This is a genomic window from Treponema bryantii NK4A124 (assembly GCF_000421345.1).
Taxonomy (GTDB): domain Bacteria; phylum Spirochaetota; class Spirochaetia; order Treponematales; family Treponemataceae; genus Treponema_D; species Treponema_D bryantii_B.
Map to the genome: position 1 here is coordinate 339,526 of NZ_ATWV01000002.1, position 24,067 is coordinate 363,592.

Here is a 24,067-nt window from a genome sequence, read left to right on the forward strand (position 1 = left end):
TATTTAAAATATGGCTAAAGATGATAATACTAACGAAATAATCCCTTCGGAGCAGATGCTTCCTAATAAATTAACCCTCATTCCTCTTGCGGGCCGTCCAATTTTTCCGGGAATTTTTACTCCCCTTATGATTAATTCCAACGATGACGTAAAGGTTGTAGAAGAGGCTTATGAGAACGAAGGCTTTATTGGAATTGTAATGCTTAAAAACGAAGCTGAATCTCCGACTGTTGCAGACCTGCACAAGGTTGGAACTGCAGCCCGTATCATCAAAAAGGTAAATCTGCCTGATGGCGGAATCAATATCTTTATTTCTACTGTAAAGCGTTTTAAAATCAGAAAGACTCTTCACAACGCAGCTCCTATGGCGGCGGCTGTTGAATATCTTGATGACGAAGAAGCAAATACTTTTGAGGTTAAGGCTCTTACCCGTGCCCTTATTTCCGAGATGAAAGAGGTGAGTGAGAATAATCCTCTCTTTTCCGAAGAGATGCGCCTCAATATGGTAAACATCGATAACCCTGGAAAAATTGCAGACTTTATTGCTTCCATTCTCAATGTTGATAAAGATGAGCAGCAGAAGATTCTTGAGACTGTAAATGTTCGGCAGCGTATGGAACAGGTTCTCGTTTTCATCAAAAAGGAACAGGAGCTGCTTCGCGTTCAGAAAAAAATCCAGAACGAGCTTAATGACCGCATAGAAAAAAATCAGCGTGAATATTTCCTTCGCGAAGAGATGAAGTCTATTCAGGAAGAGCTTGGCGAAACTCCGGATGGTAATGAAACTGACTATCAGAAGTTTAAGAAGAAGATTGAAGAACTGGCCTTTGAAGGTGAAATCAAAGAGACTGTTGAAAGTGAGCTTTCCAAGCTTTCTTTGATGGAGCCTAACTCTTCTGAATGGGTTGTTACCAGAAACTACCTTGAGTTAGTTTGCAGCCTGCCATGGAAGGTTCCTGCTGTTGATGATTACGATTTGACTCGTGCAAAAAAGATTCTCGAAGAGGACCACTTTGGCCTTGAAGATGTAAAGAAGCGAATTATTGAATACCTTGCTGTTCGCAAAATGAAGAAGGATGCAAAGGGCTCTATTCTGCTTCTGGTTGGACCTCCGGGAGTTGGAAAAACTTCTGTCGGTAAATCTATTGCAAATGCAATGAACAAGCCTTTCTACCGCTTTTCTGTAGGTGGTATGAGAGATGAGGCAGAAATCAAAGGTCACCGACGAACCTATATTGGTGCCATGCCTGGAAAAATCATTCAGGGACTCAAAATAACAAAGTCCAGCACTCCGGTATTTTTGATTGATGAAGTTGATAAGATGGGCTCAAGTCACAATGGCGACCCGGCTTCTGCTTTGCTTGAAGTTCTGGATCCGGAACAGAATGTTTCTTTCCGCGATACTTACCTGGATCTGCCATTTGATATTTCGAATGTCTTCTTTATTTTGACTGCAAATACTCTGGATACTGTGCCTGAACCTCTGCTTGACCGTGCGGAGATTATTCAATTGAGCGGATATATAGACCAGGAAAAGCTTGAGATTGCAAAGAAGTATCTTATTCCGAAAAATCTCGCTAAGAATGGCCTTGCCAAAAATCAGGTAAAATATACAAAGGCTGCCCTTCTGGAAATTGCAGAAGAGTACGCACGTGAGTCTGGGGTGCGCAATTACGAAAAGTGTCTGGACAAGATTCATAGAAAGATTGTTACTGAGATGGTCTTTGAAGCTGAGAAAGCAGCGGTGATTGAGTCTGTCGAAAACACATCTAAGTCAGATTCTGTGGTTTCGATACGCCCTTCGGGCTACTCAACCACCGTAACACTCGATGCCCCGGACCTATTCAAATATCTTGGAAAACCGGTCTTTGATGAAAGCCAGATAAAGGTTGCAGCTGTTCCTGGAACTGCTATCGGTCTTGCCTGGACAAGCATGGGCGGTGACACACTTTTAATAGAAGCAACTTCTTTCGCCGGAAAAACAGGCCTTGTTTTGACCGGCCAGATGGGCGATGTAATGAAGGAATCCAGCCAGATTGCTTTTGACTGGGCCCGAAAGTTTGTTCTTGAACGCGGTGACAAAGACGCAAAGTGGTTCGAAGAAAACATTGTTCACCTGCATATTCCGGAAGGGGCAACTCCAAAGGATGGCCCTAGTGCAGGAATCACAATGGCAACTACCTTTGTCTCTCTGCTGCTGGACAAAAAGATAAAGCCTCATCTTGCTATGACAGGCGAGCTTTCTTTGACCGGTCAGGTTCTGCCAATCGGTGGCCTGAGGGAAAAAACAGTTGCCGCAAAGCGTAACAAGATTAAGACAATAATTATTCCAAAAGCAAATGAGCGCGACCTGGAAGATATTCCAGAACACGTAAAGCAGGGAATTAAGTTTATTCCTGTAAGCGATGTTCGCCAGGTGCTTGAGATTGCTCTTGGCGTTTAATCTACCTTAAACTTGCTTACTGCCTCGGTCAGGATTCCTACAGACTCCTGAGCCTGGGCAGAAATCTGGGTAATGTTCTGTGAACTTGCACTCAGGGTTTCTGAGGCACTTGCGCAGTCCTGGATTCCGCTGTCTACCTGTTTCTGCATATCGGAAAGGGAATTGAAGTTTCCTGTTACCTGTGAAGTTCCCGAGCTGATTACGGAAGCACTTTCCTTTACGTTTACACTGCTGTTTTTGATGTCGCTGAGTGAGGCCATAATCTGTTCGGCCTTGTCACCTTGAACGGCAATGGTGTTAGAAAGAGACTTCATGGTTTCTTCAAAGTTCTTTATTTCGGTAATTGTATCTTCAAAGGATTCTTCTACAACGAGAGAAGAACTTGAGATTTCGTTAATCTTAGATTGAATTGCCTTAAGTGATACACTGGAATCTTTTGCCTGCTTACTTGTTGTTTCTGCAAGCTTTCTGATTTCGTCAGCAACTACAGCAAAGCCTTTACCGCTTTCGCCGGCATGGGCAGCCTCAATTGCGGCATTCATTGCAAGAAGGTTAGTCTGGCTTGCAACCGAAGAAATAACCTTGTTCATTTCAAGCAGGGCACCAGACTCTGCCTGAACTTCCTGAATCTGTTCTACAGATTTTTTAAGAGACATTGTATTGTTGCCAGAAGCTTCTACAATTGTTCCAACCTTTGTTGTCATTTCTTCTGTATTTTTTGTGATTGCAAGGAAGTTTTTCATCATATCTTCGATGTTGTTGGAAGAAGACATAATGAGTTCGTTCTGGTTTTCAATTTCAGAATTCAAAACAGCAACCTTCTGGGCCATCTGATTAATAGCTTCGTTTACAGAATCTATAGCAGTACTCTGCATTGTGATTGTTTTGTTCATTCCATTTATAGCATTTTCGGTTGTAGAAACTGAAGAACCAATTACATGTGAATTGTCGGCAAGTTTATTTGAAACATCCTGAATATTTCCAGATGATTCACGGATTGTGCTTACGAGAGAGCTGATGCTTTCTGAAAATTCATTAAAGCCTTTAGAAAGCTGTGATGCTTCCTGTGTAAAATAATCAGGATACTTTTTTGTAAAGTCTCCTTTTGCAATAACCTCGCAGCCTTTTACAATTTCACGGAAGTTATTTGAAACACGGCGGGCAAGAATTATGTATACGCCGATCATAATTAAAACAATGATTAAAAGAATTCCAAAAACCATCAGAACAAGATTTCTATACTGGCTCGAAAAATCTGAGGCAGGGCCTTCTGCAACAATATACCAGTCTGTTCCATCAATTTTGTGAACACCGTAAAATTTTCCACCCTCAATAAAGGCTTTAGCTTCATCATTCAAATATGATGTTTTTGTATAACTAGAGAACCCTGCATTATCAAAATAATTTTTGTTCATTATGGAAGAAAAATCATCATTTGTAATAAAGAGGCCGTCGGAGGTGATAATATTTACCCGGCTGTTATCAGAAAGATGAATGTCATTTACTGCTTCAGAAAGGGCATCAAGCACGATATCTGCGGCAGAAACACCGATTAGTTTTCCATTATTGTCGAGTACACGATAGCTGATGGTAACTATAATTTTTCCTGTATTTGCATCCGTAAAAGGTTCTGTGTAGCATACTTTATTTTGATTATTTACGGCGTTTTTATGCCAGAGCCGGGACTGCATATCAAAATCTGGAGCCGCTTCCCAGCCTGTGTGAGAAATCAAAGTTCCTCCATCCCAAATCTGTTCATAGGTAGCATAATATAGAAGAGTTTCTTCCATCATATTGCGGCCCATGCTTTTGATTACTTCTTTCATTTGATTTCGGTCATCGCCAAGAACTGGAATTACATTTGAAAGATCTATAACCAGATCATTATATTCACCAAGAATTCCAGAAACCTCTTTATTTAAAGTTTCCATGGCCTGATTTACTGTATCTACTGTTGATTTTCTTACTACATTTTGAATTACAAGTGAAAAAGAAAAGCCTAGAAAGAGGGTTATTATAATAATTGAACCGACTGTTCCGATTAGAAGTTCTGACATAAGTGAGAGATGTTTTTTTGCTTTCATATAAACTCCAGAAAATAACTCTTTGTTATTTTATAATTATAATTGAGGATATAAGAATTAACAAATGCTTTTTTAGCGTTTATTGCTTTTTTTTATAGTTTATGTTCTGCAAAGAACTCGATACTTGAGTTTGTTTTACCTTCGCTCTCGAAGATAATGATTTCATTTGTTCCGGTTTTCAGAAGAGGGGCCGGAACATAGAGTCTTCTTTGCGGACCGATTTCCCAGAAGCGGCCAAGATTAAAGCCGTTTAAGAAAATACAGCCTTTTCCCCAGCCGGAAAAATCAAGATAAGTGTCGCAGGCTTCATCCACTTCGAAGTGGAAGCGGGTAAAGCTTGGGCCAGACTGAGGGGTGCCGGCTGCACTTGCGGCGCCTGCTGGACTTGCCTTTGTCCAGTTAATTTTTGAAAGCTGTTCAGCATCCAGATTCAGATTGTAATATTTCCAGTTTTCAAGTGGGGTGTCATCAGCTGTTACTTTGCCGAAGATACCCTTGCGCTGGAAAGGAATCTTTCCTGCAAAGTTTACGCGGCCAAGATTTTCTACAAGAAGGCTAAGTTCGTCACCGGCAGCAGCGGAGATTTTCTGGGCATTTGAGATTTCTTTGTCAAAGACTGTAAAGACTGCTTTGTCATTTATAAAGCCTGTGATTCTATCGTTTGCTTCTTCGATTTTAAGCGTACTTGCGGCTGCCGGCATCTTTGTCTTATACAGAATATATCCGTAATCCTGACCTGTTTCTTCCATGCTCAAAAGCTTTTGGCCTTCGATTGTTTTTTCTTCAGCGATTTCCTGAAGAATGTCAAAAAGAGCAATTGAGTCTTCGGCCATTACTTTCCCGTAAGCCTTCTGCTTAATATTTGTGCTTAAAGGAATTTCTTCGAAGTCCCGGTATTTCTTTATGATTTTCTGGAAGGTAAGATATTTTTCTGTAATCTTTCCGTCTTCTGAAAGAGGGGCGTCATAATCATAAGAAGTTACATCCGGCGTGAGCTTTGTGTAATAGTTTGAACCGTTCATAAAGCCAAAGTTTGTACCGCCGTGGAACATGTAAAAGTTTACATTTCCTTTTTTCAATATGTAATTGAGGTCTTTGATATTTCGTTTGAGTTTTGATTTTTTGTGCTCTGTGTTTCCCCAGGCATCAAACCAGCCAATCCAGAATTCCATGCACATAAGGGGTCCTTTGTTGCCGGTCTTTTTCATCATGCGTTTCATGTTTGAAAAAAGAGGGCGGGCATGGGAGCCGAAGTTTCCAGTTGGAAGGGCACCTGTGAGCTGGCCGTTTATAAACATTTTTCCCCATGGTCCGTCGCTGGTAACGAAAGGTACTGTAATTCCTCCTTCGCGCATTAAATCAGCAAGAAACTGAAGATAGCTCATGTCCTTACCATAGTAGCCGTATTCATTTTCAATCTGCATGAGGATTATGTTTCCACCCTTATCAATCTGATGGTTTACAAGGCGGGGAAGGAGAACCTTGTAATAGTCATGGATATTCTGATAATAAAGTTCATTTTTGCAGCGAAGCTCAAGACCAGGAATTGCAAGGAGCCAGGAAGGAAGGCCGCCAAGCTCCCATTCTGCACAGATGTAAGGAGAAGGGCGTACAATTGCGTAGAGCCCAAGGCTTTGTGCTATATCAAGAAACTTTTCAAAATCACAAAGGCCGTCAAAACAGAATTGGCCCTTGCGTGGTTCTGTGATATTCCATGGGATGTAAGTTTCTACTGTGTTACAGCCCATGTTCTTTAATTTTTCAAGACGGTCTTGCCAGTATTCTGGAACTACGCGGAAGTAGTGGATTGCTCCGGAGATAATCTGGAAGGGTTTTCCATCCAATAAAAATGTATCTTTGATTTCAAATGTACTCATATTTTAATTATCCTATTCCATAAATCCGAGTTCAACCAGCCATTCTTTGAGCGGCTGATTGTAGTGAAACTCTTTCATAAAGTCATTGTCCTTCATTCCAAAGCCGTGTTTGCCCCATGGGTAGCGGGCAAGCTTACTTGGAATGCCTGCTGCCTGCAGAGCCTCGTAGAGTCGGAGTGAGTTTTCAGGAATTACAACCGGGTCATCATCGCAGACAACTACATAGGTCGGTGGCATATCGGCAGAAACGTTGAGTTCCATGGAGAACTCATCTTTGCGGGCTTGAGTCTGATTTTTTGCACCCTTACCGAGCAGACTGTTGCGGCTCCAGCGGTGGGCAATATCATCCTGCATGCTTACAACAGGGTAAACAGGAATTACAAAATCCGGACGCAAACTAACGTTAGTTTGTATTCCAAGCTTTGCAATTTCGTCATGAGTCTGCCAGAACTCACCGGCCATGGTTACAAGGTGACCGCCGGCAGAAAAACCGATTACTCCAACTTTTGCGGGGTCAATATCCCAGTTCTCCGCATTTTCGCGTACCAGCTGAATTGCACGCTGAATATCCTGCAGCATGGCAGGGTGGTGGTAGAGACTTTCTGCAGTACGATATTTTAAAACAAAGGCAGTAACTCCGTTTTCTGCAAACCAGGTTGCGGTAGTAGTTCCTTCGCTTTTTAATCCTAAATGATGATAACTTCCGCCGGGGCAGACAATTACTGCAGTGCGGGTATGTGGAGCTGTGTCGGAAGCCTTATGCATGAACATAACGGAAGGCTCTTTTTCCATTCCTTTTACATTGCGCCAGAGATAAATAGTTGCGTCCTGGGCAAGGGCTGCGGTACAGAATAAAATTGCAGCTGCAAATGCGGTAAAAATCTTTTTCATATTTTAAATATATCATTATTGAGGGGATTTTTCTATTATTCTAAATATGGTAAAATCCCTAAATTATGAGTGAAAAGATGGAAAATATAAAGGCAATAATTTTTGATATGGACGGGGTAATTCTCGATTCAGAATCAATTTCAGATATAACCTGGAGAAAGGCTGCAGAGGAAAAAGGCCTTTCTGTAAATGATGAAATATTGAATGCCTGCCGAGGCTCAAATAAAAACGACACAATCCAGACTTTGAAAAAATATTACGGTGAGGATTTTGACAGCGAAGCCTTTCTTGAGAGAACTTCAGAACTCTTTCACGAAATAGAAGAGAAAGAGGGGATACCGCTGCTGCCTTATGCAAGGGAGATTTTAGAGTATTTGAAGCCACACTACCGTCTGGCTTTGGCATCTTCTACAAGAGGACCTACTGTAGAACGACAGCTTCGCGCAGCCGGCGTAATCGACTTTTTCGAAACCCGCACAACCGGCGAAATGGTAGAACACAGTAAGCCTAATCCGGAAATATATCTTATGGCCTGCAAATCAATCGGTATGAAGCCAGAGGACTGCGTCGCAATCGAAGACAGCCTCAACGGAATCCGCAGCGCCCACGCCGCCGGCCTTCATCCGATTATGGTGATTGATAAGGTTCAGCCGACGGAGGAGATCAAAAAAATGTGTGAAAGTATTTTTGGCTCGCTCGATGGACTAAAAAGTATTTTGTAATTTACTCTAAAACTTTTGCAACTCTGAAGTATTCTGCCTTTCGGCTACAGTCGTAGTTGTACATTCCGCAGTAAGGGCCGTTCATTTTGTAGCTGTAGTCGTTCTTTGGAAGTGACGGATTGTCGCAGATTCCCCAGATGGCTACACAGGTGAGGCTCTTTGTTTCGTGTGCGGCGGCTGCCAGCATTTTGAAGAAGTTTTCATAGTAGTTTGCGTGTTGTTCGGCTTTTTCTTTTTCGTAGTTGCGGAGGGCAAGTTCTGTAACCTGAACTTCAAGGCCCATCTTGCTGTAGAAGTTAATTGCGTTTTTGAATAGGTTGATGTCATTTACATTCATACAGCCAGACTGCTGGCCGTAGCCGCCGACGTAGCCCTGCATGCCGACACCATCACAGAGCTTTTCATCTTTGTTGATGCTTTCGATAAGTTTACCGATAGCCTCGCGTTTTGGAGAAAAGAAGGTGTTGTAGTCGTTGTAGAAAAGCTTGATGTTGGCATTTGCTTTTTTTGCGGCCTGGCGGGCATATTTGAAAGAAAGCTCAACGTAGTCCGGGCCGATTACATCGTAGAAATAGTTTGTAGTTCCACCGCGGCTTGTGCGGACTCTTCGAGGGTCGTCTGCCTTGCATTCGTTAGTGCCGTCTGCAACTGCTTCGTTTACAACATCCCAGCAGTAAACAACTCCAGGGAATTTTTCTTCAAAGTGGGCAACAACTTCTTCTATATAATATTGAAGTCTTTTTTTCATTGTGTCTGAAGAAACAAAGGCACCGTCGTTTTTGTAGCCCTCGCGGAAGAACCAGGCCGGCATATAAGCGTCCCATACAAGAACGTGGCCGCGGATTCCGATTCCGTTAGCCTGGGCAAACTCTGCAATTTTGTCTGCATTGTAATAGTTCATTGCAGGCATGCCGTTTTCGCTTTTCTGACTGGAGCTCTGGTTGAGAAGAGAGTAGGCTTTAAACTCGTTTCCGGCAGTGAGGCTGTTGAAGTCTGCCTTTACCATATCGGTATATGCTTTTTTCTGTAGCTGCTGGGGATTGATTACTGTTCCAAGCTTAAAGCCGTGCTTTGCGGCAAGCTCGTAGAGTGGAGCAGTGATTTCCGGCTGAGCGGACTCGGCCGGCTTTATAACAGTTTCTGTTTTTTCTGCTGATTTCATGATTCTGTCTGCCATGCTTGGTGCGGAAGATTGCTCAGTTTGTACTGGAGCTGATTTTGATTTTCCTGCGCAGGAGATGAGAGTAAGTGCCACGAGTGTTATTGCAGCTAGTGAAAATAGTTTTTTCATTTTTCCGTGTTCCTTCGAATGGTAAGATTAAAAAACGATTATGTAAAAACTTGAGGGACGCGAGTGGAAGAATAGTACAACCTGCATCTTGGCGTTCGCGAGCGGAAGCGAAGCTGAAGCGAGTCGGATACCACTTACGCCAAGCCGCAGGTTGTGCTGTTCTGCAACGGAAGTCCATCAAGTTTTTTATGGTAAAATTATTTTACAATAATCTTACCATTCGAAATATCAAGCAATTTACTTATAAATACCTGATACTCGCTTTCGTGGATTTGACCTGTGATTTTGATTTCGGTTCCGAAGTCTTCGGTTAGGTTGGAGATATGGAAAAGTTCCATATTATTTTTGACCAGTTTATAGAGTGAATAGTCTGTTGAAAAAGTGAAGTCCTTCTTAGCAACGAGTTCTTCGAAAAGCCCGGCCTCGTCGGCGGCGGCAAGAACACCTTTGGCGCCGTTGCCGTAGGCTTTTACAAGGCCTCCAGTTCCCAGTAATGTGCCGCCGAACCAGCGGGTAATTGTTAGAACTGTGTTGGTGCAGGCGCGGCCGCGGAGTATGTCCAGGGCAGGGCGGCCGGCCGTGCCGCTAGGCTCTCCGTCGTCACTCATGCCCATGACCTCGGCACCCGGGCCGATGACGAAGGCGTGAACTACGTGAGTTGCGTCGGCATATTTTGCCTTCTGGGCTTTTACGAGTTCGCGGGCCCCGGCCTGTGAGTCGCAGGGAAAGAGCTCGGAGAGGAAGCGGGAGCCTTTGATTGTTTCTTCGTATTGGATGTAGGATTTTAATATTTCCATATTTTATATTAATTGTCATGCTGAACTTGTTTCAGCATCTATTACATGAGATTCCGAAACAAGTTCGGAATGACACGGTCTTGCGGGGGCGCTACGGGGGCGGAGCCCCCGTTAGAAGGGGTAGCGGAAAACGCCGCAGGCGGTTGGAGCGGCGGCTCAGGCATAGCCTTCGCCGAGACTCGCTAAAAACAGTCCACTGGACTGTTTTTGCCCTGCTACGCAGTGCCGCTCCCTAAGGGGTCGACTTCCCCCTCCTGACTTCTACTCCACAACTATATCCTGTACTTCCTTGCTTACAACGCGAACGCCCTTAGCCTTAAGGCTCTTCTCTTCAAACTTGTCGGCCTTGAACTTTTCCTGAAGAACCTTGATGCGGCCCTTCTTAACGTAATTAAGCTGGAAGGTGAAGGTCTTGCGGGTATCAACGTGGAGAACCTCGCAGCCCTCAGGAGCAAAGAAGTAGTCGCGGTTCATGATGTAGCCCTGAATCTTACAGCGCTTAACGTAGACAAACTGAGTTGCAGGGTCGCGGTAAATAATTGTAAAGAGAACCTTTGAAAGACTTTCTTTGTCGGCAAGACCGCAGTAACGCATTTCCGGACCAACGAAGATTTTTTTCGGCGACTCAGAAACAGAGTAGATTCCGCTCTTGCGGACGTAAAGCACTTTGTCGTAAGGAGTAACCTTGAGAACTTCTACGCCGCCGGAAACTTCTGTTCCAAGGTTTCCGTTTTTCTCGTCGTACTTGAGGGAAAGGTCGCGCTTTGTAACGGCCTTTACGTCTACGGCGTTGATATTTGTAATCTGAGTGTGGCGCTTGAAAGCATCCTCGCCAAGCACGGCCAGCTTCTTTTCGATTCCATCCAGCCAGCTGATTGCGTAATCTACCAGGTGCTTGAGCAGGCGGTTGATTTCCTTGATGCGGGCATTGATTGCTTCAACCTCGGCCTTGTTCTTGCTCATATCGTAAAGGGAAATTCGGCGGATTGGGATTTTCAAAAGGTGATCAACATCTTCGTCTGTAATAGGACGAATCAGCTCTTTTGCAAATGGCTTAAAGCCGTCCTTTACAGCCTTGATTACGCCTTCTTCAGTTTTCTGCTGTTCGATTTTTTTATAGATTCTTTCTTCTACGAAGATTCGCTCGAGGGTACGCAGGTGCAGCTTTTCCATCAGGTCTTCTTTTTCGAGCTGAAGTTCTGCCTTGAGGATTCCTACCAGCTGCTTTGCGTGATGCTCGATTACCTGTGTACAGGTCATCTGCACCGGCATGTTGTCTTTGATAACCAGGAGGTTACAGTAGATTGTCTGCTCGCAGTCGGTGAAGGCGTAGAGAGAATCTACAACGTCCTTTGTATAAACTCCGCGCTGCAGGCGGATTTCGATATTTACTTTATCAGAAGTATAGTCCTGAATTGATGTGGCTTTAATCTTGCCGTTTTTTACAGCCTTTTCAATTGAGTCACACAAACGTTCGGTAGTTGAGCCGTAAGGCAGCTCGGTGATGACGATTTTCTTTTCATCACTGGTATCCATCTTTGCGCGGGTGATGATTTTTCCAAGACCGTCGTTGTAGTCAGATACGTCGATAAGACCGCCGGTAGGGAAGTCCGGGAAGAGCTGGAACTTTTCGCCACGCAGACATTTCTTTTCTGCCTCGATTACCTCGTGAATATTGTGGCTGAGAATATTTGTACTCATACCAACGGCAATACCTTCGGCACCAAGAATAAGGACGAGAGGCAGCTTTGCCTGGAATGCAACCGGCTCAACATCACGGCTGTCGTAAGTATCAACATACTGAGTAATGCGCGGATTTGTGTTTAAAATTTCCTTTGTGATAGGGCGCAGGCGGCACTCAATGTATCGGGGAGCAGAGGCACCATCACCCGTAAACATATTACCAAAGTTTCCCTGCTTGTCTATAAAAAGTTCCTTGTTGGCAAGGTTTACAAGAGCAGTATAAATAGAAGCATCTCCGTGCGGATGGTAAGCCATAACCTTACCGCACACATTTGCAACCTTTGTAAAACGTCCGTCGTCTGTCTTGATTAAAGTGTGAATGATTCGTCTTTGAACAGGTTTAAGTCCGTCCGTAATTTCAGGAATAGCGCGGTCGCGGATAACGTAACTCGCATACTGAATAAAATTCTGGTCAAAGAGATTTTTTACATAAGCCATTATTTTCCCCTAAAGGACAGTAGTCCTCACCCATGTAAAATTATAAATCATAAATTCGGGATTTTCAATAGTTGAGGAGGGGAAGGCCTTCCCCTGCGCGCAAGCCTCCTCGCTTCGCTGCGGTGTCTTGCGCTACCCCTTCTAACGGGGACACCCCGTAACGCCCCGGTTACATCATTGAAAGCAAAAAATGTCATTGCGAGCCGAAGGCGAAGCAATCCATCAAATCTTCTTACCCGCAAGAATCTCCTTGTAATCCACAAGATTCTTGCGGAGCAGTGTCGGAATGTTCAGCTCGTATGGGCAGCGTTTGAGGCAGGCGCCGCAGTCTACGCATCTTTCAATCTTCAGCATTTCTTCCTGCCAGTGTGGAGTGAGCCAGGCCTCAGACGGAGCTCGGCGAATCATCTGGCTCATACGGGCGCACTGGTTGATTGTGATGCCGACAGAACATGGCGAGCAGTAGCCACAGCCACGGCAGAATTCTCCGAGCAGCTCATCCCGGTCTTTTTTTATGATTGCTTCGAGTTCTGCTGTCATGGCCGGCGGCTCTTTGAAAAAGGCCAGCCACTGCTCAAGTTCACTCATTCTCTGAATGCCCCAGATTGGAAGAACTGGGTACTGGCTCATAAAGGCCATGCAGGCGACGGCGTTTGTAAGGAGACCGCCTGACAAGCCTTTCATTGCGATAAAGCCGACGTTGTTTTTCCGGCACTTTTCTACAAGGGCAAGGTCGCGCTCGCTTGCAAGGTAAGAGAATGGGAACTGCAGCGTCTCATAAAGTCCGCTCTCCGCAATCTCTTCGGCAATGCCGATTTTGTGGGCAGTAATTCCAATGTGGCGGATTTTACCCTGAGCTTTTGCTTCGAGCAGAGTCTCATAGAGGCCTGTGCCGTCGCCTGGCCTGTAGCATTGTTTTACGCAGTGCAGCTGGTAAATATCAATATAATCAGTGCGCAGGTTACGGAGGGAAGTTTCAAGGTCTGCCTTAAGCTGGTCCGGACTAGTCGCAGTAGATTTAGTTGCAATATAAATTTTCTCTCGGGAAGGGAATCCGTCGCGGCCGGTAAAGCCCGTAAATGCTTCTCCGATTTTTTCTTCGCTGTCAGAATAGGCTCGGGCAGTGTCAAAAAAAGTCATTCCGCCGTCGTAAGCTCTGTGCAAAATCTCAACGGCAGTTTCCATATTAACGCGCTGAACAGGAAGCGCTCCAAAAGCATTTTGAGGAGTTGTAATTCCGGTGGAACCGAGAGTGATTGTTTTCATACCTAAAATTATAGCACAGGTGGTAAAAAATAGTTAGCAGGCCGCGCTGGTTTTGCCGCGACCTGTCTTGCTGCGTCTATTTCCGTATCACTTCACCTCAATAACCCGAATCGCAAAGGTGTCATCAGCGACGCATATTTCACCGGTGCCAATTACTTTGCCCGCACGAATAATCAGTGATGGATCACCGGCCCGCTGTTTTAAGGTGATGTAAGAGCCCTGGTGAAGCCCTGCAATTTCTTCTTTTTTAAGCGATGCACTTCCCAGTTGAATCGAAATGTAATCTTTTTCGGTGTATTCGATTTCCGAAAGCTGAGTCGTTTCTGCAATCTCTATTCCGAAAAGCTCATCTATGCAGACTGTTTTTCCTGTGTGAATTACCCGGTTTTCGAAAACGATGTTCAGGCCTTCATTTTCTTTTTTATCAAGAATCAGAATTTTACCAGGCTCGAGTTGAACATTTTCCGGATTAAAGCGTCCAAACTCTACAAAAATATTATCCGGCTGTATATGATTTTTGATGTTTGACAGATTCTGAACTTTTACTCTGTTATTCTCACCGCTGAAATAACCGTTCATCAGAAGCTTATCAATAAAAACATCACTAAACTGAAAATTAATATAGCCTTCTGTATTCTCAAGTTTTGCCTTTATTCCCAGCATCAAAAGCATGCGGCGTTCTTCCTGCCGCGAGTTATTTCCACTTCCTGCCGCTCTTCCTTTTTCAAATGGATTCAAATTTTCAAGCTTGACTTTGCCGCCTGTCAGCTGCTCAACATTTTTGTAAAAAACATCAACAATTATCTTCAGAAAATAATTTTTAAAGACATCAAGATCAAAATCTGAGATAGGCGAATACTTAGAAAAATCCTGTTTAAGCAAAAGCTTTGCAATTTGCGGATCAATTTCTACCGTAAAGCCTCCATTTGTCTGGTCTGTATAATTAAAGTCATAGAAAAAGCATTTCTGTGGAATTAAAGCCAGAAACTCTTTATTGATTAACTGATCAACACAAAAGAGTTCTGATTCAAAGCGTTCGTTCAGAATAATAGAATATTCCTTATTTATTGCCTAGCAGATATCTTCTGCAAGCATCCAGATTACATGCTGCATTTCTCTGGAATAACGGTCAGGTCTTTTAAAGTCATAAAATTTAATCGTCTTTCCGCTTACATCCTGACTCAAGGGAATTTCGCCCTTCATGAGGCTATCAACTTCGATTCCAAAGATTTCAGCAAGCTTGGGCAGAACAGTAACATCAGGGCAGCCTTCACCGCGTTCCCATTTTGAAACTGCTTTATCGGTAACATTGCATTTTTCAGCAAGTTCCTTTTGAGTGAGGGCTTTTCTCGTTCTCATCTCATAAATCAATAATCCAGTTTTCTGTGCGTTCATAATTTCTCCTAAAACTCCGCGTTAGCGGGCGCGCATGGCGGGTATTTGTCACTTCTGCCGGCATCTGACATTGTAATATTAGCACAGTATTTTGCCCTTGTAACCCGACGGCTGGTTTATCTGAGTAGAATTTTGAGTAGAGTTTTAAGAAATAATTAAGATTTAAGGCTATTCCGTAGAGTTTCTTTCGTGTTATAATATTTATATGGAAAAAATGAAAAAAGGTTTGATTCTCGAAGGCGGCGCAATGCGGGGAATGTTTACCGCCGGTGTGCTTGATGTTTTTATGGAAAATGGAATTGATTTTGACGGGGCAATCGGTGTTTCTGCCGGAGCAACCTTCGGCTGCAATTTTAAGTCCCGCCAGATTGGTCGTGCCATCCGTTACAACAAACGCTTTTCTCATGACTGGCGCTACTGTTCCATCCGCTCCCTGATTTTTACCGGTGACCTTTACGGGGCAAAGTTCTGCTACGACACTCTGCCTAATAAGCTTGATATTTATGATCTGGAAACCTACCGGAAAAATCCTATGGAATTCTGGTGTGTCGCTTCTGACTGTGTAAGTGGCCAGCCGGTATACAAAAAACTTGAGACCTGCGATGCCAATGACCTTACCTGGATGCGGGCCTCTGCCTCAATGCCTCTTGCAAGCAGAGTTGTAAAAGTTGACGGCTACAAGCTGCTTGACGGCGGAATGACAGATTCCATTCCGCTGAAATATTTTGAGAGCCTGGGCTACAATCGCAATGTCGTGATTTTGACCCAGCCCCGAGACTTTCAGAAAAAGCCTGCTTCGCTGATGGGCCTCATGCGCTTAATGCTGAGAAAATATCCCAAGCTTGTAGCTGCAATGAGTCGCCGTCATATCGTTTACAATGAAGAAACTGTCGATATTTTTGCAAAGGCAGACCGCGGAGAAGTTTTTGTAATATGCCCGGCGGCTCCGCTTGGAATCAGCCGCACAGAAAAAGACCCAAATGAACTTCAACGGGTTTACGAAGAAGGCCGCCGCATTGCGCTTGAAAAGCTCGCGGAAATCAAGAGGTTTTTAGATGAGTAATCATATCTATATAACCCGTCACGGCGAATCGCAGTGGAATCTGGAAGGTAAGGTCCAGGGCGTAACTGATATTCCCCTTACGCCAAAAGGAATTGAACAGGCTCACCAGCTTGCAAAGAAAATCAAAGAGACCGGAATTAAGATAGATGAAGTTCTTTATTCTCCATTGAGCCGGGCTGCCGATACTGCAAAAATTGTCGCCGAAGAAAACGGGCTGCCCCTTACTCTGGAACCACGCCTTATAGAACAGAACTTTGGAGAATACGAGGGTCACGAATGGAAAAAGCACCCCGGAGTTTTTCACGAAGCCAAAAAGCAGTTTGCCTCCGATTATAATGGCGGAGAATCAATGCTGCGACTAGCTCAGAGAATCTATAATCTGCTTGATGAACTGAAGTTACGGAGTAATACAGAAAATAAAACTTTCCTCCTTGTTACACATGGCGGAATTGCCAGAATGATTCATTCCTATTTTAATTCAGAAACAAACGAAGAGTTCAGCTCCACAGAAACCGGAAACTGTGAGATAAAGGAATATTGTTTCTAAACTCAAAAGTACATATTTAAAGCGAAAATCTTCATGGTTAATATGTACTTTTTTCGTGCAAGTACCGGCAATTGACTACTGAAAGGTCTTATCAGCTGTAGTTTTACATATTTAAATGGAAAATCAGTGGCGTTAATATGTACTTCTGGCTACAGGAAGTGTGTTTGCGGGCAAAAAGTACATATTTAAAGCAAAAAACTCGCTGGTTAATATGTACTTTTGCCCGAAGGCACTTTTTATTTATCTTATAAATACACCGCAAAAGGAGTAAAATTGGCTAAAGAATTTGAATGTCTTATGCCGCCGCAATTTACAGAATCAGTTGCTCGCCGGATTTTCTGGCTTGAAAAAGACCTGGGAATAAAGCAGAAATCTCTGGAAAATGCCCCGCCTGGTTCAGTTCGAATAGTCCGAAAAAAGAGAACAAATCAATTTTATCTGCGCGAAAATAATAGTGATTTACAGGGAAAATATATTCCGCGGTCACAGGGTAAAATTGCCCGTGCTCTCTGTCAGAAAGTCTACGATAAAAAAATCGTGTCTGCGCTGCAAAAGGAAATTACATATTTAAAAGACTTCCTGAAAAACTATGAAGAACTAAATGCCTCAAAGGTTTGCCTGAACCTTCCCGTCATCCGTTATAAAGCAGCAGATCCTCTTACACTTTCAGATGTTGAATATGTTGAAAAATGGCTTTCAGTTCCCTACCGGCATAAAACAATTGATCCAGAAACACCTCTCTTGTTTACCGAAAACGGAGAACAAGTTCGTTCAAAATCAGAAGTTATAATTGCAGATACTTTGAAGAACAATCACATTCCATATCGTTATGAGTATCCGGTATTGATAAATAGAAATATCAATAAGTTTAAGGAACCTGATTTTGTGACATTTCATCCAGATTTTTGTTGTCTGAATGTAAGAACCAGAAAAGAGTATTTCTGGGAGCATTTTGGAAAAATGGATGATACTGAATATGCAAGAAGGGCCGTCGAAAAAATCTTTCTATATAGTGAACATGGATATGAGCTTGGAAAAAATCTGATTATTACGATGGAAACTAGTTCCTGTCCAATGTCTGGTGCTCTTGCAAGAGATAATGTTATGAATTTTTTGATGTGATAAACGTACACACTGCCTGTTTTTCAAATCAGGCGTTGGAAATCAGGTGGTGTGTTTTTTTTGTAATCAGTTTCTTCCCGCGGCCTTTTCCAGAATTTCAATAAGTTCGCTGTAATTCTTGCGCACGCTCTTTCTGTGGGCGTCCTGAATGAACTCAAGCTCGTTGCGGAAGAGTCTGTCTTTTGCGGAAACCGGCATGTACTGAATGCTGGTGCGGGTGTAGTAGTGCTCGATGCAGCCGCGCGGTAGGATGTAGATGCGGGCGGCTTCGGCGGCGGCTAAAATAAAGGCGGCGAGATTTTTGATGACTGGAATTGTAGCAGCGGTTGCAGGTGAGAGCAGCGCTGTAAGTTCTTCATCCAGTTTGTTGACGCCCTGCAGCATTACTGTTTTGTAAGTATCTACGGCCTCTGCGTTTTCGTGTTTTTCTCGCAGCTGGCAGAGCTTTTCCATAAGCGGCTGCAGCTTTTCTGGAACCGGATTTTTTTCGCAATACTCATGAAGTTCCTGCGACACTTTTATAAGATATCTTTCCAGCCTGTAAATCAATTTGTCAAAAGTGATTTCCTGAGCCAGTTCTTTCGTAGAAAAAATCGAGCTGTAAAAATCAGCCTGGCGCTCCTTTTGCTTCTCAAGCCAGCCAACTACGCGCTCGTCTTCATTTGCAACATCGCGGAGCTTACCGGAAAACAAAGAATCAAGATCAGTAATAATTCGGCCGTTAGTCCCCAATAACGAACAGACCTTACAGAAAACACCAAGTTCATCCTTACCGCCAACGTCAATAATTCCCGTGCCTGCAGCGCTGTACTCATCTTCAATAAAAGTCAAAAGATAAGTGAACATCTGCTGGTCAGTATAGCCTTCCACAAAAATCTGGTTGTCGGAAAAAAAGAACTGCTTGTGATAGGTATTGAAACGCGGCAAAAATCTGCGGAAAAGTGCGTCATCTTCCTCTGAAAGTTCTTCAATGCTCGTTGGCGCCTTGTTAATGTGACAAACGATGACACCACTAAGCTCCTCAGGCGTGCGCAAATCAATATAAAAAGGGGAGTGCGAAATCAAAAAGAACATGCGCTGCTGACTGTGCGAAACTTCCTTTCGAATCTCATTCATAAAAAAAGTTTGAAACTGAGGGTGCAGGTGCAGCTCCGGCTCATCAATAAAAAGACAATCGTCTGCAGTGGAATCATAAAGATTTACAAGCAGGGAAATGATTTCGCGAAGCCCGTGACACTCCGCCTCTTCCAGCATATATTCCACATTCCAGGCCTTGTTCTCTACAATCGGAATTAGAGTTCCATCAATATCTTCTATAAAAGTAATCGATTTTCCAAACATGCTCGAAAGAACTTTCTCAATTTTCAGGCGGATTTTTTCGTTGTCCTTGAGAATCGAAATCTGGTCGCTGTAATTGCGGTCGGCACGCAGAAATTTTACCGAATAGCCGGCCGCTTCAAACTGCTGTGAAATCTTTTCTGCCAGAAGAGTTTTTCCGCTTCCGTTAGGTCCCACTATCAGATTAATCTGCGACCAGTTAGATTTCTTAAAAACAGTTTTTCCCCAGAGAAAAGGAATTTTCACGCGTGTTTCGAGCTCAATCATAATTATATTATAACACAGCTTTGATTTTATGATATAATAAAAAATATGAAAGTTCTGACAATAATCCCGCCAATCATGCAGCTCAATACCGCCTATCCTTCGGGGGCCTATCTTACTTCTTTTTTTAAGACAGAAGGCTGCGAGGCTTCCTGGTGCGATTTGAATATCCGCCTTTTTTATGAGATTTTTTCAGCCGCCGGATTACGCCGTCTTTTTGAACTTTCAGAGGCCCGTGCCCTGCAGCTTGCCGACCAGGCCGAGCGCAAGGGTGATGATAATACAGCCTTTAATCTCCGCCGCTATATAAGCCAGAAAGAAAACTGGATAGAGTGGATTGATTTTATAACAGCCGTTTTGTGCGGGGGTGGAGCCCGAGAAAAAGAACACCAGTTTTTGTATTCGCCTTTTGCGCCGCGTGGCAGCCGTATGGAAAATTATCTTGCCGGCCTTGCAGAAAATGGCCGTGAGCCTACCGTAGACGACATGCGCTTTTTGTGCTCCTTTGCCCTGGCCGATTTGTCCGACTACATCACCGTTGCCTTTGACCCTCAGTTTTCTCTTGTCCGTTACGCCGAGTCGCTGGCAGTGGACACCCGCACTTTTTCAGATTTCGAGGCCCAGATAGATTCTCCGGTTATGGAGCATTTTTATAAGCCGGTTTTAGAGAAGATGCTTTTGGAGCTTCCCGCCAACAATATTATCTTCTGCATCTCAATTCCCTTTGCAGGAACTTTTCTGCCGGCCCTCTACACTGCGCGCTACCTAAAAGAAAAACTTGGAAGCTCAGCCTTTGTCTGCATCGGCGGCGGCTTCGTAAACACCGAGCTCCGCGAGGCGCGCGATCCGGCCCTTGCAAAATACATCGACGCCATTTCCTACGACCGCGGCTACGGCTCATATCACGCACTGCTAGAAGCCTGTCATGCCTCATTGGATGCCAGTCATGCTGAACACAAAAATTGTCATGCTGAACTTGTTTCAGCATCTCCATTGTACAAGCTCCGCCTCTTCACCCCGCAAGCCGACAGCTCTGTAAAAGTAACCGAGCCCCTCTGGCAGACCCCAGCCGTTGAAAAATACGAAAACGAAATCACTGCAAAAATCATCCCTGATTATTCCGACATAGACTTTTCAATTTACCCCCGCATGTGCGACGATGCCAACGCCATGCACCGCATCTGGACAGACGGCGCCTGGATAAAAGCATATCTTGCTCACGGCTGCTACTGGCACCGCTGTGCCTTCTGCGACACCACACTTGATTACGTTTGCGGCTACAAGCCAACAGATATTGAACCCTTATTTAATGGGCTTCTAAAAACTGCCCGCGACAAGGGAGTCTACGGCATCCATTTTGTAGACGAAGCTCTGCCGCCAGTCGCCCTTAAAAAGTTTGCCCTCTTAAATGCGCGCTCCGGAAATCCTCTTTACTTCTGGGGCAACGTGCGTTTTGAAAAGACCTTTACTAAAGATCTTGCCGCCTTTTTAAGCTACTGCGGCCTTGGAGGAGTATCTGCGGGAATTGAGTCTGCAACCGGTACAGGCCTCGAAGCAATCAACAAGGGAACAGACATCTCTTCCATCATCCGTGCCTGCTGTGCTTTCAAAGAAGCGGGCATTCTCGTCCACGCCTATATGATCTACGGTTTCTGGAATGATACTCCTCAAACCATAATAGACTCCATGGAAACCTTGCGTCAGTTCTTTGAAGCAGGCCTTCTCGACAGCGCCTTCTGGCATAAGTTCGTACTCACAAGAAATTCAACAGTTTATAATCAGTGGCAGAAGGAGGACAACCTCAGTCTTGTTTCCAGCGAGGAAGCCAGTTCTGCCTTTGCCCGTAACAATCTTCATTTTAAGGGCGAAGAAAAGTTTAATAAGTTTGGCACTCCTCTGGAAACAGCCCTCAATTGCTGGATGCATGGCGACAGACTCGATCAGCATGTGCAAAAGTGGTTTGACTTTCAGGTGCCAAAGCCGACTGTAAACCGCAGTTTTATCAATAGTTTAATAGAAAAATATGAAGAGAAAAACCGCCAGCGCGCATCAGTGTTGAACGAAAAAACTGCAGCCAATATCTGGTGGCTGGGTGGCACCCCTGTACTTTGCGGCACTGCCAATGAAAATCAAAAAGAATACCGCTGGCTCTATCTTATGGAAGAGCAGACAGCCCCGGCCGCAAATCTCGAAGATCTCATTCTGCTTCTAAAGTCACTGCGACCTGAGGCCCCGGAAGCCGACCGCAGTACAGCCCTTGCCGAGCTTTCAAAAAATCCTCAGCTTATCAAGCAGCTGAAAAAACTCCACGGCCACGGCCTTGTTCTGTTAGATTTCTAAAATCTATGCTATAATCAAAAGCATGAATTACAAAATGCTGTTTGATAAACCCGCAGAAAAATGGGAGCAATATCTCCCTCTTGGAAACGGCCGTCTTGGCTGTATGGTAAAAGCCCATCCTTCTAATGAAATACTTCAGCTCAACGAGGAAGGAATCTGGTCTGGTGGCCCTCAGGACCGCCTGAATCCTGATGCAAAAAAGAACCTGGAAAAAATCCGTTCCCTTGTAAATGAAGGTCGCGTCCTCGAAGCCCAGTCACTTGGCTTTGAAGCAATGAGCGGTACTTCTTTTAATGAGCGCGCTTATCAGACAGCAGGTGATTTTCACATTGATTTCTTTTCACAAAAAAATAGCGGGCTTGCCTGCGGCTGGCCTCTTGCCCACAAGTCAGATGAAAGTGTTCTTACCAACTATAAGGTTGAACTCTTCCTAGACATGGCCTGCACTCTGGTCACTTACACAGATGATGAAGGAACAATCTTTACCCGCCGCACCTGGATAAGCGCTGTGGATGATATTCTATTTATGCACGTAACCGTCAGTACCCCGGGAAAAATTAATTACTCTGGTTATCTTGACCGGGGAATCTGGTGTGACAAGATATGGGCAGACGCTGGCTGTATCTTCCTTGAAGATTCTCACGGTATACCTTTCTGTGTGGGAGCAGGGGCAATTGCCCGCGGCGGGGAGTTCGGAACTCGCGGTACCTGTCTTTACGGAAAAGCCTGTGACGAGGTTCTATTCTTTATTGATATACAGAGTCTCAAATGGAATAAAAAGTGGAATAAGAAACCTCTTACTAAAAAACAGTATGACAAGTTGATTCTGAAGAACAAATGGACACCACTATGTAAGTCTAATCTAACTAAAATAAAAAATCGCATTTCCGCTGTGGGCCTTTCTGCCGCCGCCGAAGACTTTTTTGCCTGGCACCTTGTTGAATGGAAAAATTACTGGGACCGCTGCGATGTAGAAATCGGTGGGGATGCTTTCCGGTGGTTGAGTAGCCCAGAGGGCGTATCGAAACCACAGGGTAACCGTGCTCTCGGAAAAGGTGGTTTCGATACGGCTGGCGCCTACTCAACCACCCCGGATCTCTTGTTATCTGCCGCCCCGGACAACACTTTCCTCGTAAATCAATACATAAACTTTTCACGCTATCTTATGATTTCCGGCAGCCGTGTCCCGGGCCTGCTGCCGCTAACACTTCAGGGCCTATGGAACGGACAGATTGAGCCGCCCTGGCAGAGTAAATACACAATCAATATAAATGCCCAGATGAACTACTGGCCGGTCAATATGACAAGCCTCAGCGAATGTGAACTTCCTTTCTTTGACCTGCTTGAACGCTGCTATCAGCCAGGCCGAAAGGCTGCCCGCGAAATGTACGGCTGCCGGGGTTATGTCCTTCATCACAATACCGACATCTGGGGAGATGCAGCCCCGCAGGATGCCTGGATTCCTGCTACTTACTGGGTACTCGGCGCCGCCTGGATGGCAACTTATATAATAGAACATTATGAATATACAATGGATAAAAGTTTTCTTGCGCGTTATTACTATTTAATGCACGAAGCAGCTCTTTTCTTTGTTGATTATCTTGTTCCGAGCGAAGAAGCAGGCCTGGCAGAAGACGGAAAGCCATATCTGATTATTAATCCAAGTCTTTCTCCGGAAAACTCTTACGTTACAAAAACAGGCGAGGTTGGTGCCTTTACTCCTGGCTGCGAGATGGACAACATGATTTTAGAGCACCTCTTTACCGGCTGCTTAAAAGCCCACGAAGCCCTCGGCCAGAGCAAGCCTTACCCCCAGTCAGACTTCGAATCTTTCGAATACGTACTATCCCACCTCAAAAAGCCATCTCTCAATTCCGATGGCTCCCTGATGGAGTGGAATCGTGAAGTGGAAGAGGTTGAACCCGGCCACCGCCATATCAGCCACCTTTACGGCCTTTTCCCGGGCCACACAATTACCCTTGAGCGTACCCCGGAACTCTGCGAAGCCGCAAAAAAGACCCTGGCTAAACGCCTTAGCAACGGCGGCGGCCACACCGGCTGGAGCCAGGCCTGGATAATAAACTTTTATGCCCAGCTGGGCATGGGAGACGAAGCACTTTCTTCTATTATAAAGCTCTTCCAGCACTCAACTCTGCCAAATCTTCTCGACAATCATCCTCCATTCCAGATTGACGGAAACTTCGGTGCCCTGGCTGGCATTCTCCGTCTCTTAATACAAAGCGAGTTTGAAGCAGACGGCACAGTAAGAGTAAAACTCCTCCCGGCTCTTCCGTCTGCCCCTGCCTGGCAGTGCGGCCACGTACGCGGTCTTGCAGTAAAAGGCGGCTATACAATCGATTTTGAGTGGAAAGACGGAAAAGTTGTAAATCATACACTCCATCCGGGACCATTTGCTATTGCACAAACTCCACAAATCTGATATATT

Annotated in this window: 17 protein-coding genes; 7 read left to right on the forward strand and 10 right to left on the reverse strand. The window is 44.5% G+C overall.

Annotated features, from left to right (window positions below; all coding sequences use genetic code 11):
- The first annotated feature begins 10 nt into the window (after window positions 1-10).
- On the forward strand, window positions 11-2,443 hold the full coding sequence (gene lon, locus G626_RS0103025) for an endopeptidase La (protein ID WP_022931319.1): 2,433 nt from the start codon (window positions 11-13) through the stop codon (window positions 2,441-2,443).
- On the opposite strand, the gene G626_RS0103030 is transcribed toward lon, so the two are convergent.
- The 3 genes from G626_RS0103030 to G626_RS15200 form a co-directional block, all read right to left on the reverse strand.
- Window positions 2,440-4,527, reverse strand: coding sequence for a methyl-accepting chemotaxis protein (locus G626_RS0103030; RefSeq protein WP_022931320.1), 2,088 nt, complete (start codon window positions 4,525-4,527; stop codon window positions 2,440-2,442). The genes lon and G626_RS0103030 overlap by 4 nt on opposite strands.
- 92 nt (window positions 4,528-4,619) lie before the next feature.
- On the reverse strand, window positions 4,620-6,404 hold the full coding sequence (locus G626_RS0103035) for a glycoside hydrolase family 35 protein (protein ID WP_022931321.1): 1,785 nt from the start codon (window positions 6,402-6,404) through the stop codon (window positions 4,620-4,622).
- A gap of 12 nt (window positions 6,405-6,416) precedes the next feature.
- The gene (locus tag G626_RS15200; protein WP_022931322.1) at window positions 6,417-7,295 is read right to left on the reverse strand and encodes an alpha/beta hydrolase; all 879 of its coding nucleotides are present in this window, start codon (window positions 7,293-7,295) and stop codon (window positions 6,417-6,419) included.
- Between the two features lie 65 nt (window positions 7,296-7,360).
- On the opposite strand from G626_RS15200, the gene G626_RS0103045 reads away from it, so the two are divergent.
- Window positions 7,361-8,017 carry an HAD family hydrolase gene (locus tag G626_RS0103045; RefSeq protein WP_231365090.1) on the forward strand — a complete coding sequence of 219 codons (657 nt, stop codon included), beginning with the start codon at window positions 7,361-7,363 and terminating at the stop codon, window positions 8,015-8,017.
- A gap of 1 nt (window position 8,018) precedes the next feature.
- Here the strand turns inward: G626_RS0103045 and G626_RS0103050 are convergent, their stop codons facing one another.
- From G626_RS0103050 to G626_RS15210, 6 genes are all read right to left on the reverse strand, one after another.
- Window positions 8,019-9,308 carry an endo-1,4-beta-xylanase gene (locus tag G626_RS0103050; protein ID WP_081647479.1) on the reverse strand — a complete coding sequence of 430 codons (1,290 nt, stop codon included), beginning with the start codon at window positions 9,306-9,308 and terminating at the stop codon, window positions 8,019-8,021.
- Between the two features lie 197 nt (window positions 9,309-9,505).
- Window positions 9,506-10,105, reverse strand: coding sequence for an IMPACT family protein (locus tag G626_RS0103060; RefSeq protein ID WP_022931326.1), 600 nt, complete (start codon window positions 10,103-10,105; stop codon window positions 9,506-9,508).
- Between the two features lie 261 nt (window positions 10,106-10,366).
- Window positions 10,367-12,286: a DNA topoisomerase IV subunit A gene (locus tag G626_RS0103065; protein ID WP_022931327.1), complete on the reverse strand. Its 1,920-nt coding sequence runs from the start codon at window positions 12,284-12,286 to the stop codon at window positions 10,367-10,369.
- A gap of 222 nt (window positions 12,287-12,508) precedes the next feature.
- Window positions 12,509-13,552, reverse strand: a complete 1,044-nt coding sequence (locus G626_RS0103070; RefSeq protein ID WP_022931328.1) for an aldo/keto reductase — start codon at window positions 13,550-13,552, stop codon at window positions 12,509-12,511.
- A gap of 87 nt (window positions 13,553-13,639) precedes the next feature.
- Window positions 13,640-14,434, reverse strand: coding sequence for a FliM/FliN family flagellar motor switch protein (locus G626_RS17200; protein WP_022931329.1), 795 nt, complete (start codon window positions 14,432-14,434; stop codon window positions 13,640-13,642).
- Between the two features lie 189 nt (window positions 14,435-14,623).
- Entirely contained in the window at window positions 14,624-14,947 is a 324-nt protein-coding gene (locus tag G626_RS15210) for a helix-turn-helix domain-containing protein (RefSeq protein WP_022931330.1), read from the reverse strand.
- 205 nt (window positions 14,948-15,152) lie between these two features.
- Here G626_RS15210 and G626_RS0103085 point away from each other — a divergent pair, with 205 nt between their 5' ends.
- From G626_RS0103085 to G626_RS15215, 3 genes are all read left to right on the forward strand, one after another.
- Complete coding sequence (locus tag G626_RS0103085) at window positions 15,153-16,010, forward strand: patatin-like phospholipase family protein (RefSeq protein ID WP_022931331.1); 858 nt, start codon at window positions 15,153-15,155, stop codon at window positions 16,008-16,010.
- On the forward strand, window positions 16,003-16,557 hold the full coding sequence (locus tag G626_RS0103090) for a histidine phosphatase family protein (RefSeq protein WP_022931332.1): 555 nt from the start codon (window positions 16,003-16,005) through the stop codon (window positions 16,555-16,557). Before G626_RS0103085 ends, G626_RS0103090 begins: the two co-directional genes overlap by 8 nt.
- A 273-nt stretch (window positions 16,558-16,830) precedes the next feature.
- Complete coding sequence (locus tag G626_RS15215; RefSeq protein WP_022931333.1) at window positions 16,831-17,679, forward strand: hypothetical protein; 849 nt, start codon at window positions 16,831-16,833, stop codon at window positions 17,677-17,679.
- 66 nt (window positions 17,680-17,745) lie between these two features.
- On the opposite strand, the gene G626_RS0103100 is transcribed toward G626_RS15215, so the two are convergent.
- On the reverse strand, window positions 17,746-19,284 hold the full coding sequence (locus G626_RS0103100) for an ATP-dependent nuclease (protein ID WP_022931334.1): 1,539 nt from the start codon (window positions 19,282-19,284) through the stop codon (window positions 17,746-17,748).
- A 45-nt stretch (window positions 19,285-19,329) separates the two neighbouring features.
- On the opposite strand from G626_RS0103100, the gene G626_RS0103105 reads away from it, so the two are divergent.
- Complete coding sequence (locus G626_RS0103105) at window positions 19,330-21,621, forward strand: radical SAM protein (protein WP_022931335.1); 2,292 nt, start codon at window positions 19,330-19,332, stop codon at window positions 21,619-21,621.
- A gap of 22 nt (window positions 21,622-21,643) precedes the next feature.
- Complete coding sequence (locus G626_RS15220) at window positions 21,644-24,061, forward strand: glycoside hydrolase family 95 protein (RefSeq protein WP_022931336.1); 2,418 nt, start codon at window positions 21,644-21,646, stop codon at window positions 24,059-24,061.
- Window positions 24,062-24,067 lie beyond the last annotated feature (6 nt).